Consider the following 13382-nt stretch of genomic DNA (forward strand, 5'->3'; position numbering starts at 1 on the left):
GGCGGTCAGTCTAGGGCTTGGGGTAGGGTCAGCCGCATGACGGTGCCCAGCGCGCCGGTGCGCCGCAGCTCGGCGCTGCCGCCGTGCACATCCATCACGCGACGCACGATGTACAGGCCCAGGCCGTGGGCCGACTCCACGCCGCCGCCGCGCGCACCGCGCGTGAACAGGCGCGGCAGCAGCTCGCGCGGGATGCCGGGCCCGGCGTCGGCCACCTCGAACTGCAGCACGGCCGGCTCGTCGAAGTCCATCACATGCAAGGTGACCGGGCTGACGCCCGGCGCGTACTTCAGCGCGTTGGACATCAGGTTGCGCAGCGCCAGCCGCATCAGGCTCATGTCCATCATGGCCGTGCGCGTGGCGGTGTGGCGGTTCACGACGACACGGTCGCGCTGGTCGCGCGGCAGGTCGGCAATGGTCACGGCGATCAGCGTGTCGATGTCGGTGTCCAGCCGGGCGATGCGGCCTCCGCCGGCCAGCAGGCTGGCGGCGGCCAGCGTGTTGTCCACGCCGGCCAGCACCTGGCCCAGCACGGCCTGGGCGCGCATCAGCCGCTCCTGCGTCTGATGCTCGCCGCGGCCGGCCAGGCTGGCCGTGGCGCTCTGCAGCGCGGCGCTGGCGTTGTTCAGCGGCTGGCGCACCTCGTGGGCCAGCACGTCCAGCATCTCGGAGCGCTCGCGCAGCAGCTGGTCCAGCTCCTGCACATGGCGCTCGGTCTGGCGGCGGATCTGCTGCTCCTGGGCCAGCTCGGCGCGGCGCTGCAGCTCCTCGGTGATGTCGTCCACCAGCGCCTGGGCGCGCTGCGGGCGGCCCAGCGCGTCGAATTCGGCCACGGCCGAAACGAGCACGTCGCGCAGCCGGCCGTCCGCGCAGATGAACTGCAACGGGCAGTCATCGACATGGCCGTCGCGCCACATGGCCGGGCGGAAGACCTCGCGCACCTGGCGGCTGGTCTCGGGTGTCATGAAGTCGTCCAGCATGCGGCCGATGACCTCCTCGCGCCGGTAGCCCAGCCGCTCCAGCCAGCGGTCCGACACGCTGAGCACGCGCCCGGCCGCGTCGACCGAGTGCATCAGCGCCGGGGTCGACTCGTACAGCGCGCGCAGGCGCTGGCGGTTGTGCTCCAGCTCGACGGCTGCGCGGTGGTGCTCGGTGACGTCCTGAAAGGCGCCCACCAGCCGCACCGGCGCGCCGTCCTGCCAGTCCACCTGGCCCTGAGCCAGCACCCAGATCTCGCGGCCTTTGGCCGTGACCAGCGGTAGCTCAAGGCTCCACGGTTCGCCCTGGCTGATGCCGCGGTCCACGGCCGCCTCGATGGCGGCACGGGCCTCGGGCCGGTAGAAGGTTATGGCCTCCTCCAGCGTCGGCTGGTAGCCGGGTTCGAGGTCGTGGATGCGGCAGGTCTGATCGCTCCAGACCAGCTCCTGGGTCTGCAGGTCCAGGCTCCAGCCGCCCACGCCGGCGACGCGGCCGGTGCGGTCCAGCAAGGCCTTGCTTTCGCGCAGTTCGCGCTCGGCGCTGAGCTTGTCGGTCACGTCCTCGGCGATGCCGACGTAGCCGGCCAGGCTGCCGTCGGGCGCCAGCAGCGGCTGCGCGCGCGCCCACACCTGGCGCGGCTCGCCACCGGGGCGGTGCACGCGGTAGCGCATCTCGAAGGGCTGGCGCCGCGCCACGCAGCGCTGCCAGTGCGCCAGCACCGAGGCGGCATCCTCCGGCGCCAGTGTGGCGGCCCAGCCATCGCCCAGGGCGTCCCGCGCGGCGATGCCGTAGATGCGCTGCCAGACGGGGTTGGTGTAGACGCAGCGGCCGGCCGCGTCGGCGCGCAGGATGCCCAGCGGCACGGTCTCGGCCAGCAGGCGGAAGGGTTGCTCACCCGCGCCCGCATCACCACGACCCTGAGCCCGCTCGCGCATCATCAGCGCCTCGGCGGCCGCGCCGGCCAGGCGCGTCAGCGCCTCGCGCTGCGCCTCGGTCAACTCGCGCGGGCGGAAGTCCACCACGCACAGCGTGCCCGGGTGGCTGCCGTCGTCCAGGCGGATGGGCACGCCGGCATAGAAGCGCAGTGGCGGCTCGGCCAGCACGTCGGGGTGGTCGGCAAAGCGCTCGTCCAGGCGCGCGTCGCACACCTCGAACAAGCCGTCCGCCAGCAGCGTGTGGGCGCAGAAGGTCTGCGCGCGCGGCGTCTCGCTGCGGCCAAAGCCGACGGCGGCCTTGAACCACTGGCGCTCCTCGTCCAGCAGGCCCAGCAGGGCGACTGGCGTGCCGCAGATCTGCGCGGCCAGCGCGGTCAGGTGGTCGAACAGCGGCTCGGGCTCGGTGTCCATGACGGCCAGCGCGGCCAGGCGGGCCAGGCGGCGGTCTTCGTCGGGCGGCAGGGGGGCGGCGGTCCACATGGGCGGGAGCTTAGGGCCTCTTAAAGGCGTCATCCCGGTTGGGGTTGCGGCCCCGAAGCGACTTGGCTAGCGTCCCGGCTTCACCCAGGGGAGCCGCCATGTCCAGAATCCTTCGCGCCGCCGGCGCCCTGCTGCTGGCCCTGCTGGCGGCATTGCCAGCCCGCGCCGACGTCGTCAGCGACTGGGCCGAGGCCACGCCCAAGGTGCTGGCCAAGTCGCCGCGATCGCAGGTGCTGCACACGACGCTGCTGACCGACCTGGCGATGTTCAACACGCTAAATGCCATCACGCCGCGCTTCCAGGCCTATGGCGTGGCGCCCGCGCCGGTGCCGGACGCCTCGCCCGACGCGGCCGTGGCCTCGGCCGCCCGCGTCGTGCTGGGCAGCGTGCAGGGCGCGGACCAGGCACTGATCGACAAGACCTACGAGGCCTCACTGAAGGGCGTGACCGATGCCGCCGCTCGGAGCAAAGGCGTGGCCCTGGGGCGGCGCGTGGCGCTGGCGCTGCTGAGCGCTCGCTCGGACGACAGCTTCGGCCGCGTCGATCCGCCCAAGATCGAGCCGGCGCCGGGCATCCATGTGCTGACACCCGAGCACAAGCAGGAGTCCGGCGTGGGCTCGGCGCGCATGAAGCCCTTCGGCATCAAGGACAGCGCCGCCTTCGACCCCGGCCCGCCGCCGGCCGTCGGCAGCACCATCGCCCAGCGCGACCTGGCCGAGGTCAAGGCCGTGGGCGGGCGCGTCAGCACGCAGCGCACCGGCGAGCAGTCGGTCATCGCGCTGTTCTGGAATTCCGGCGAGGGCGAGGACGCCGTGGCCATGCTCCAGAAGCTGGCCGAGCACACCAAGGCCACGCCGCTGGAGTTCGCCCGCATGCTGGCGCTGATGGACATGGCCGACCTGGACTCGCGCATCGTCTACACCGGCATCAAGACCAAGTACCGCCACTGGCGGCCCTACAACGCGCTGCGCGGCGCCTTTGCCGATGCCAAGCTGCGCGACGCGACCTGGGAGCCGCTGATCCACACGCCGCCCAACAGCGACTACCCCTCCGGCGGCGCCGTCGGCGGCGGCACGCTGGCCACGCTGATGACGGCCTTCCGTGGCGACAGCGCCGCGCCGCTGGTCTGGGTCAACACTTCGCTGTCCATGACGCGCAGCTGGGCCACGCCCGAGGCCATGGGCCAGGAGCTGGCCAACTCACGCGTCTGGAGCGGCGTGCACTTCCGCAACTCCGTCGACGTGGGCTACCGCCTCGGCCAGAAGGTGGCCGAGGAAGTGCTGGCGACGCAGCTGCGGCCCTTGCCTTAGGAGCCTGCGCGACCCAGGTTGCGCAGCCAGAAGGCCTCGTACTTGCGGTGCCATCCGGCGGGCTTGACGACGCCGCCCAGGGCGTGGACGCCGTCCGGGTCCAGGAACAGCTCGACCAGGGATTCCTTGCCCGAATCGAGCAGCTCGCGGTAGACGTTGACCGTGTCCTGGTACAGCACGTTGGGGTCCTGCATGCCGTGTACCAGCATCAGCGGCTTCTTCAGGCCTTTGGCCAGCGGCAGCAGCGAATACTTGCGCAGCACGGGCTTGCTGCGGTCGGTGGCCTTGCCGATGGTGCGGCCGCTGTACCAGCTGTTGTAGTTCTCCCATTCGGTCGGGCCGGCACCGGCGATGCCGGCGGCGAACAGGTCGGGCCGCGTGTACATCGTGTACTGGGTCTGGAAGCCACCGAAGCTCCAGCCGTTCAGGCCGATGCGGGCCGGGTCGACGCCGTATTGCGTGGGCAGCAGCTTGGCGAGGTCTTCCAGGTCCTCAGCCTGGGGTTCGCCGGGGCGCTCCCAGTTGGCGTCGGAGAACTTGCGGCCATAGTTGCTGTGGCCGCGCGGGTCCACGGCGACGATCACGTAGCCATGCTTGGCGGCCATGTACTGGCCGAACAGGTAAGCGGTGTTCTGGAAGCTGTCGACCTCGACGATGTGGCGGTCGTTCAGCGGGCCGCCGTAGACGTAGACGATGCCGGGGCGCTTGTCCGTCGCCTGCCAGCCGGCCGGTTTGAAGACATAGGCCTCGATGCGGTCGCCATGGCGGTTGGTGAAGGCGAAGCGCTCGGGCTGCAACAGCTTGAGCGCGGCCCAGGCGGGGTCGCTGCTGTCGGTCAGCGTGCGCGCTTCAGCCCTGGGGTTGGCCTTGGCGTCGGTGGCCAGCAGCTTGAGCTCCGGGCGCCGGGCCCAGTTGCCCGCATTGGCGGCGACCCAGCGGCCGTCCTCCGACGCCGCCGCGCTGCGGTGGAATTCGCCCACCGAGCCCAGTGCCTGCGTGGCGCCGCCGGACATGGCTATGCGCAACAGATTCATCGCCGCCGCATCGCCCTGGTTGGCCAGCACGAAGACGGCTTTGCTGTCCTCCGTGAAGCCGACGATCTGGTGGGCCTCGAACTCGCCCTTCACCAACGGGCGCAGCGCCTTGCTGGCCACGTCGATGGCATAGGGCTGGCGCCAGCCAGCTTCGTCCAGGGCCAGCACGAGCGTCTTGCCATCGGGCGTGAAGCGGGGCTTGAGCACGTTGACGACCTCGTGGCCGACGTCTCCACGGCGCTCCAGCACAAGCTCCGGCTTGGCTGATTCATCGGCCGCGCCGATGTAGACCCTAAGCAGCTCCTTCTCACGCTCCCAGGTCGTGAAGGCATAGCGGCTGCCGTCCTTGGCCCAGGCCACATCGCTCATCTCAAACCAGACATCGCCGCCCGCCTGCGTGAACACCGGCGCCGGCTGCTTGCGCGGCGCCTCGTTGCCGGTGGGCAGCTGGCGGATGTAGAGGGCCAGGGGCTGCTGCGTGCGCTTGTCGTCGGACACCTCGCGGTTGACCTTCTTGGCCGTGGCCCAGCGCTCGCTGTAGCTCATGATCTCGACCTGCTTGGGCGGTGGGGCCGGCTTGTCGTCGGCGCCCTTGAGCGGCGCCTTGGCCAGCAGCGACATCCAGCGGCCGTCCTCGCTGATCGCCGTCTCAGCAATCTTGTATTTCTTCTGCTCGTCGTCCGGGTGGATGAGCTCGCGGTTGACGACCTGCACGCCCGGCTGCCTGAAGCTGGCACGCAGCACGCGGGTGTCGTCGGAGAACAGCACGCCGCTGTCGTCGGCCGTGTAGCCCACGAGGCGCAACTCGCGCTGTGTCGCGACGACCGCCGTAGGCGCCTTGTCGCCCACGCTCCAGCGGTACAGCCCGCCGCGGTACTGGAACACCAGCTCATCGGCCTTGCGCGCCCAGGTGAACTGGGCCGGGCCGGGGTAGAGGTCGGCGGGCTTGAGCTTGTCGCGCACGAGCTTCTTCTTCAGCTCGTCACGCAGCTCCCACAGCTCCTTCTCCTTGTCGTCCTTCTTGTCGGGCGACGAGGCGGCGGATGCAGGCGCCGCAGCAGGCACAGGCTTGCCGGCACGCTTGGCGGCGAGCACGGCCATGGCCTGCTTCTCCGCATCGGTCTCCGCCTTGTCCAGCGCCTTCTGCGCGTCGTCCTTGGCCTTCTTCTCGGCCAGCTCCTTCTTCAGCACCGCCAGTTGGGCGGCTTCCCACTGCGACAGGTCGACCTTGTCGCCACGCAGATAGGCCTGCTGCGCGACTTCCCGGGCCTGGCGCTCGGCGTATTCGTCGTTGCGCTGCTTGAGCTTCTTGTTGAAGCGCTCCAGGTCCTCGGGCGCCTCGAAGGCGGCCATGACCTGGGGCGAGGTGACCCGTTGCATCTTGCCGGTCCGGGTGTCATGCACCCAGAGGTCGGAGCCGGGCTCGCCGAAGGGGCTCCACAAATAGGCCAGGTAGCGGCCGCTGCGGCTGAAGGCAGCCTCCTTGGCGTTCTCGCCGCGATAGGGCTCGGCGCGGAAGATCTGTTCGAGGCTTGGGGCGGTGGCGGCAGTGGGGGCGGTCTGCGCCTGCAAAGGGGCGACAGCAGCAATGGCCAAAGCAAAGGCCAGGCTGCCGGCGGCAGCGAAAGTCACGGGCTTCAAGGGGTCTCCTGAACTGCCCCCTAGGGTTAGGGGCAGCGAATTCTAGGAAACGATGGCGCCGGTCCTGTTCGTCACGGTCGAGTCCCTGGACTTGCGGTACAGCGCCACGCCGACATGGATGGCCACGCCAATGCCGAGCAAACACAGCGCGCCCAGGCTCCACACCACCCAGGCCAGCACAGTGACGCCACCCGACAGCCACGGCAACGTGCCAACGAGCGCTTGCAACTGCGGCGTCAGTGTCTCTAGCGTGCCCGCCAGCCATTCCGCCACAGGCACGGGCAGCCAGGCCGTCAGCGCCTCGGGCAGGCTCCAGTCGGCCGAGCCAAGGTTGCCCGCATGAGACAGCGCCGCCGCCAGCAGCGCCTCGCCCGACCACACCAGCCCGGACCACAAGGCCAGCAGCAGCAACACCAGCAGCCATCCCGCAACGATCACCATGGCACGAACTCCTGTCAAAAGCTGGCCGAGTGTCTTAGGCCTCGCCGCTGCGAGGAAGGCGCCTGCGGTTCAGCGACGGTTCTGGAAAACCGGAGGTTTCACGAAGACCGAATTGGTGTTCGTTTTGGGTTGCTTTGGCGGAGAGCGCGTCTGCTCGATGCATTGCCGGGAGTCCCGCCCGGCGGCGGGGTAACTTTTCTCTGCGGCGCCAGAGAAAAGTCACCAAAAGAGAGGCGCTGAACCGCACACGAGACCACGTGCACGAGCTGCGCCGTGCAACAACCTCTCGTTGAGTGGGACGACGCGACCCGCTGCGCTCTCGCTGCTGTCCTTGTCATCAGCACCATCCGTCACACCGTCGGGCCGCCTAACGCGCGGCTGCACGCCGGGCTCACGAGAAATACTGAAGACAGCGTCGCTCGGGCGACGCGATGACTCGTGCCCAACCCCCGTGGCGTCGCCCCAGCGACGCGGTATCCACTGGTGAGCCCGGCGTGCAGCCGGCGTTAGGCGGGCTGAAGCGGCGATGAGTGCCGCTGGTGACAAGGACAGCAGCGAGAGCGCAGCGGGTCGCGTCTGGGCGCGATCCGTTGCCAAGCCCGTCACGCCGCTGGAGTGCGGATTCAGCGCCTCTTCTTTGGTGACTTTCTTCTGGCGCCGCAGAAGAAAGTTACCCGCCCGCCGGGGCGGACTCCCGGCGCGATGCACCGAGTCGAAAGGCTCTTCGCAGAAGCAACCTCAACCCACCCGCGCCAACACCGACTTCAGCGCCACACCGGTATGACTGCCGCTCGCCACCACAGCCTCCGGCGTGCCCTCGATGACGACACGCCCACCCGCATCGCCCCCTTCAGGCCCCAGATCCAGCACCCAGTCCGCCTCGGCAATCACATCCAGGTCATGCTCGATGACCACCACCGAGTGCCCACCAGCAACCAGCCGATGCAGCACGCGGATCAGCTTCTCCACATCCGCCATATGCAGGCCCACGGTGGGCTCATCCAGCACATACAGCGTATGCGGCGCCTTCTGCCCCCGCCTCGCCACGTCGTCCCGCACCTTGACCAACTCACTGACGAGCTTGATCCGCTGCGCCTCCCCGCCCGACAAGGTCGGCGACGGCTGGCCCAAGGTGAGATACCCCAGCCCCACGTCCTTCAACAACTGCAACGGATGCGCAATCGACGGCATCGCCGCGAAGAACTCGACGGCCTCGTCGACCTCCATCGCCAGCACGTCACCGATGCTCTTGCCCCGCCACGACACACCCAGCGTCTCCGGATTGAAACGCTGGCCATGGCATTGGTCGCAGGGCACCTTCACGTCGGGCAGGAAGCTCATCTCGATGGTCTTCATGCCCTGGCCTTCGCAGCCGGGGCAGCGGCCCGCGCCAGTGTTGAAGCTGAAGCGCGCCGGTGCATAGCCGCGCGCCTTGGACTCCAGCGTCTCGGCGAACAGCTTGCGGATCGCGTCCCAGAAACCGATGTAGGTCGCCGGGCAGGAGCGCGGCGTCTTGCCGATGGGGGTCTGGTCGACCTCCAGCACGCGGTCGACCTGCTCATGGCCTTCAATGCCGTCGCAGCCAGCCCACTTGGCCGGCGCCTTTCTCAAGGGCACCGCGACGGCCATGCCGGCCAGCAGCACGTCGCGCGCCAGCGTCGACTTGCCCGAGCCGGATACGCCCGTCACGGCCACCAGGCGGTGCAACGGCACGTCCACGGTCACGCCCTTGAGGTTGTGCAGGGCAGCGTTGATCACGGTCAGCTTGGGTGCGTCCGCGTCAATCGGACGGCGAGCCTGCAGCGGGTGGATCAGCGGGTGTGCCAGCATACGGCCGGTGACTGAATCGGGCTCCAGCGCCAGCTGCGCCGCCGTCCCCTGCGCCACCACGCGGCCGCCGCGTTTGCCGGCGCCGGGGCCGATATCAATGATGTGGTCGGCGCGGCGGATGGTGTCCTCGTCATGCTCGACGACCACCAGCGTGTTGCCCTTGTCACCCAGCGTCGCCAGCGCCTTCAGCAGGATCTGGTTGTCGCGCGGATGCAGGCCGATGGTGGGCTCGTCCAGCACATAGCAGACGCCCTGCAGATTGCTGCCCAACTGCGCCGCAAGGCGGATGCGCTGGGCCTCGCCGCCCGACAGCGTGGGCGCCGCGCGGTCCAGCGTCAGATAGCCCAGGCCAACCTCCTGCAGGAACTCCAGGCGGCCGAGGATTTCGCTGACGACGTCGCGGGCGATGTCGGCATCACGGCCGTGCAGATGCAAGCCCTTCACCCAGCTGTGCGCCTCGCCGACGCTCCAGGCAGCGACGTCGCCAATGGCCTTGTCCTCGAACTCGACCGAGCGCGCCGTCGCGTTCAGCCGCGTGCCGTGGCAGTCCGGGCAGGCGGCGTCGGTCAGGCCCTCGACCTCGGCCTCCTCGGACGGGAAGCTCTGCTCGCGGCCGCGGTTGTCGTCACTCTGCACGCTGTCGTCCAGCGCCTTGCGCTGCTCGCGCGTCAGCGCCAGGCCGGTGCCGACGCAGCTCGTGCACCAGCCATGCTTGGAGTTGTAGGAGAACAGCCGCGGGTCCAGCTCGGGGTAGCTGGTGCCGCAGACCGGGCAGGCGCGCTTGGTGGAGAACACCTTGACGGTGCCAACGCCGACCCCGGTCGCGCCCTCCTCCACGCTGAGGCCGTCCAGGGGGCTGAGCAGGTGCAGCACGCCCTTGCCGATGTCCAGCGCCTTGGCCAGCATCTCGCGCAGTTCGGCCTCGCGTTCAGGGGCAATGACGAGGTCGCCGACGGGCAGCTCCAGCGTGTGCTCCTTGAAGCGGTCGATGCGCGGCCAGGGCGATGTGGGCAGGAACTCGCCGTCCACGCGCAGATGCGTGTGGCCGCGGCCCTTGGCCCATTTGGCGAGGTCGGTGTAGACGCCCTTGCGATTCACAACCAGCGGTGCGAGCAGGCCGACATGCTGGCCCCGGTAGTCACGCATCAACTGCGCGGCAATGGACTCGACGCTCTGCGGCCGCACCGGCGCGCCGTCCTTGGTGCAATGCTGCACACCCAGCTTCACGTAGAGCAGGCGCAGGAAATGCCAGACCTCGGTCGTCGTCGCGACCGTGCTCTTGCGGCCGCCCCGGCTCAGCCGCTGCTCGATGGCGACCGTGGGCGGAATGCCCCAGACCGCGTCCACCTCGGGCCGTCCCGCCGGCTGCACGATGGAACGCGCGTAGGCATTCAGCGATTCGAGATAACGGCGCTGGCCTTCGTTGAACAGGATGTCGAAGGCGAGCGTCGACTTGCCCGAGCCGCTCACGCCTGTGACGACGTTGAACTTGCCGCGCGGGATGTCCACGCTCAGGCCCTTGAGGTTGTGCTCGCGGGCGTTGACGATCTTGATGGCCTCGTCGGCCTGGCGGCGGCCGCGAATGATGGATTGCAGCGGCCGGCCCTCGGCGACGGCCATGGCGGGGCGGTCCATGTGCAGCGCGTAGTCGCGCAGCGCGGCGGCGGTGTGCGAGGTCGCGTGCCGGGTGATCTCCTCGGGTGTGCCAACGCAGACGACTTCACCGCCGGTCTCGCCGCCTTCGGGGCCCAGGTCGATGAGCCAGTCGGCCGCGCGGATGACGTCCAGGTTGTGCTCGATGACGATCAGCGAATGGCCGGCGCCCAGCAGCTTGCGCAAGGCGCGCATCAGCTTGGCGATGTCGTCGAAATGCAGGCCCGTGGTCGGCTCGTCGAACAGGAACAGCGTGCCCTTCTTGGCGACGCCAAAGCGCGGCGACGCCGCCGCCTCGGCCAGGAAGCCGGCGAGCTTGAGGCGCTGCGCCTCGCCGCCCGACAACGTCGGCACCGGCTGGCCCAGGCGCACGTACTCCAGGCCCACGTCGACGATGGGTTGCAACTTGGCGATGACGGCGCGGTGCTCGCTGAACAGGTGCACCGCCTCGGCCACCGTCAGCTCCAGCACGTCGGCCACGCTCAGGTCGCGGTCCTTCAGCGTCAGCTTGGCGTCCAGCATCTCGGCGCGGAAGCGCTTGCCGTCGCAGTCCGGGCAGCGCAGGTAGACGTCGCTGAGGAACTGCATCTCGACATGCTCGAAGCCCGAGCCGCCGCAGGTCGGGCAGCGGCCGTCGCCGGCGTTGAAGCTGAACATGCTGGCCGTGTAGCTGCGCTCGCGCGCCAACGGCGTATCCGCCATCAGCTTGCGAATCTCGTCCCAGGCACCGACATAGCTGGCCGGGTTGGAGCGCGCCGTCTTGCCGATGGGCGACTGGTCGACGAATACCGCGTCGGCCAGAAAGTCGCCGCCCAGCAGGCGGTCGTGCACGCCGGGCGTCTCGGTCGCCTTGCCGAACTGGCGCGCCAGCGCGGGGTAGAGCACGTCCTGCATCAGCGTGCTCTTGCCCGAGCCGCTCACGCCGGTCACGACGACCAGGCGCTGCAGCGGGAAGGCAACGGACACGTCACGCAGGTTGTGCTCGCGCACGCCTTCGAGGATGAGCTTGGGCGTGGCCTCGTCCACCAGGCGCTTCAGGCCCATGCCGACGTGCTTGCGCGCGCCGAGGTAGGCGCCGGTCAGCGTGTCGGCCGTGCGGATGTCCTCGGGCGTGCCGTCGAAGACGATCTGCCCACCACGCTCGCCGGGGCCGGGGCCCATGTCGATGAGGCGGTCGGCGGCCAGCATGACGGCCGGGTCATGCTCGACGACGACCAGCGTGTTGCCGGCGTCGCGCAGCCGCTTCATGGCCTGCACGATGCGGCCCATGTCGCGCGGGTGCAGGCCGATGCTGGGCTCGTCCAGCACGAAAAGCGTGTTGACCAGCGAGGTACCTAACGCCGTGGTCAGGTTGATGCGCTGCACCTCGCCGCCGGAGAGGGTGCGGCTCTGGCGATCCAGCGTCAGGTAGCCCAGGCCGACGTCGCACAGGTAGCGGCTGCGGTGGCGGATCTCGTCGAGCAGCAGTTTCAGCGCTTCGTCCAGCATGGTGCTGGGCAGTTGCAGGCCGTCGACGAAGGCGCGCAGGCGCTGGATGGGCAGCTGCATCAGGTCGTGCAGGCTCAGGCCCGGCAGCGCTTCGAGCTGCTCGCGGCTCCACTCGACGCCGACCGGCAGGAAGCGTTGCACCGCCGGCAGCGCCACGTCCGCCAAAGCTTTGCTGCCGACGCGCCACAGCAGCGCCTCGGTCTTCAGCCGGGCGCCACGGCAACTGGGGCATTCGGTGTAGCTGCGGTACTTGGACAAGAGCACGCGGATGTGCATCTTGTAGGCCTTGCTCTCCAGGTACTCGAAGAAGCGCTTGACCCCGTACCACTGCTTGTTCCAGTTGCCGTTCCAATTCGGCGTGCCCTTGATGACCCATTCGCGGTGGGCCGGCGACAAGTCCTTCCACGGCGTGTCGCGCGGGATACCGGCCTCGCCGGCGTACTTCAGCAGGTCTTCATAGCTGTCCTTCCAGGCCGGCGTGGCCAGGGTCTTGATGGCGCCGTTGCGCAGCGTCTTGCGGTCATCCGGGATGACCAGGCCCAAATCGACGCCGATGACGCGGCCGAAACCCCGGCAGGCGTCGCAGGCACCGAAGGCCGAGTTGAACGAGAACAGCGCCGGCTGCGGGTCGGCGTAGCGGATGTCGCTTTCGGGACAGTGCAGACCGGTGGAAAAACGCCACAACGTGGCCCCTTCGTCGCCGACGTAGACACTGAGGCGGCCTGAACCCCGTTTCAGTGACAGCTCGATGGCCTCCATGGCACGCTGCTGGTCCGCGCCCAGGATGCGGAAGCGGTCGGCCACGACGTCCAGCAGCTTCTTGCCATCCGATTCACGCTCGGCCTGCACTCGCGTGAAGCCGCTGGCCGACAGCCACTGCTCCACCTGCTCGGCACTGGTGTTGGCCGGTAGCTCGACCGGGAAGGTCAGCACCAGCCTGGGATCTTCAGCGGCCTCGGCGCGCGCCATCAGCTCCGCATAAATGCTCTGCGCCGTGTCATGCCTGACGGGCGCGGCGGTCTTGCGGTCAAAAAGCTCGGCCGCGCGGGCAAAAAGCAGCTTCAGGTGGTCGTTCAGCTCCGTCATGGTGCCAACCGTGGAACGGCTGGTGCGCACCGGGTTGGTCTGGTCGATGGCGATGGCGGGCGGCACGCCGTCCACCTTGTCGACGGCCGGGCGGTCCATGCGGTCCAGGAACTGGCGCGCATAGGCAGAGAAGGTCTCCACATAGCGCCGCTGCCCCTCGGCGTAGAGGGTGTCGAACACCAGGCTGGACTTGCCGGAGCCGCTGGGGCCGGTCACGACAGTCAGCTCCGCGGTGCGCAGATCCAGGTCGAGATTCTTGAGGTTGTGCTGGCGAGCGCCTCGGATGCGGATCAGACCGTCGGTCATTGCGGGGGGGCCAAAACTGCGAAGGCCAGCAGTGTAGGGACGGGGGTGGTCGAGAACTGTCAGCACTTGCAGGCCGACGAGCGGTCGATTCAGCCTACGTGAGCGGCCAAGGCTCAGCGCAAATCGTGGGGACTTGCGGTTGCATACCGACACTGCCTGAGGCAACAATGGCCCCACCCCTTACCAGGGGACATAAAAAC

Annotated in this window: 5 protein-coding genes; 1 reads left to right on the plus strand and 4 read right to left on the minus strand. The window is 69.1% G+C overall.

The window, feature by feature from the left end; genetic code table 11:
• Positions 1 to 5: 5 nt before the first annotated feature.
• Positions 6 to 2393, minus strand: coding sequence for a sensor histidine kinase (locus ACXRVZ_RS11765; RefSeq protein ID WP_457420527.1), 2388 nt, complete (start codon positions 2391 to 2393; stop codon positions 6 to 8).
• Positions 2394 to 2491: 98 nt separating this feature from the next.
• Between ACXRVZ_RS11765 and ACXRVZ_RS11770 the strand changes: the two genes are divergently transcribed.
• Entirely contained in the window at positions 2492 to 3703 is a 1212-nt protein-coding gene (locus tag ACXRVZ_RS11770; protein ID WP_457420529.1) for a vanadium-dependent haloperoxidase, read from the plus strand.
• Here the strand turns inward: ACXRVZ_RS11770 and ACXRVZ_RS11775 are convergent.
• The 3 genes from ACXRVZ_RS11775 to uvrA form a co-directional block, all read right to left on the minus strand.
• Positions 3700 to 6369: a S9 family peptidase gene (locus tag ACXRVZ_RS11775; RefSeq protein WP_457420769.1), complete on the minus strand. Its 2670-nt coding sequence runs from the start codon at positions 6367 to 6369 to the stop codon at positions 3700 to 3702. The genes ACXRVZ_RS11770 and ACXRVZ_RS11775 overlap by 4 nt on opposite strands.
• Before the next feature lie 51 nt (positions 6370 to 6420).
• Positions 6421 to 6819 (minus strand): hypothetical protein, encoded by a 399-nt coding sequence (locus ACXRVZ_RS11780; RefSeq protein WP_457420531.1) that lies wholly within the window; start codon positions 6817 to 6819, stop codon positions 6421 to 6423.
• A gap of 738 nt (positions 6820 to 7557) precedes the next feature.
• The gene (gene uvrA, locus ACXRVZ_RS11785; protein WP_457420533.1) at positions 7558 to 13182 is read right to left on the minus strand and encodes an excinuclease ABC subunit UvrA; all 5625 of its coding nucleotides are present in this window, start codon (positions 13180 to 13182) and stop codon (positions 7558 to 7560) included.
• Positions 13183 to 13382: the final 200 nt, after the last annotated feature.

It is taken from the genome of Roseateles sp. P5_E8 (genome assembly GCF_054177665.1).

Coding starts and splice junctions, on each gene's coding strand:
- ACXRVZ_RS11765 (WP_457420527.1), bottom strand. CDS start 2,393: ATGTGGACCGCCGCCCCCCTGCCGCCCGACGAAGACCGCCGCCTGGCC.
- ACXRVZ_RS11770 (WP_457420529.1), top strand. CDS start 2,492: ATGTCCAGAATCCTTCGCGCCGCCGGCGCCCTGCTGCTGGCCCTGCTG.
- ACXRVZ_RS11780 (WP_457420531.1), bottom strand. CDS start 6,819: ATGGTGATCGTTGCGGGATGGCTGCTGGTGTTGCTGCTGCTGGCCTTG.
- uvrA (WP_457420533.1), bottom strand. CDS start 13,182: ATGACCGACGGTCTGATCCGCATCCGAGGCGCTCGCCAGCACAACCTC.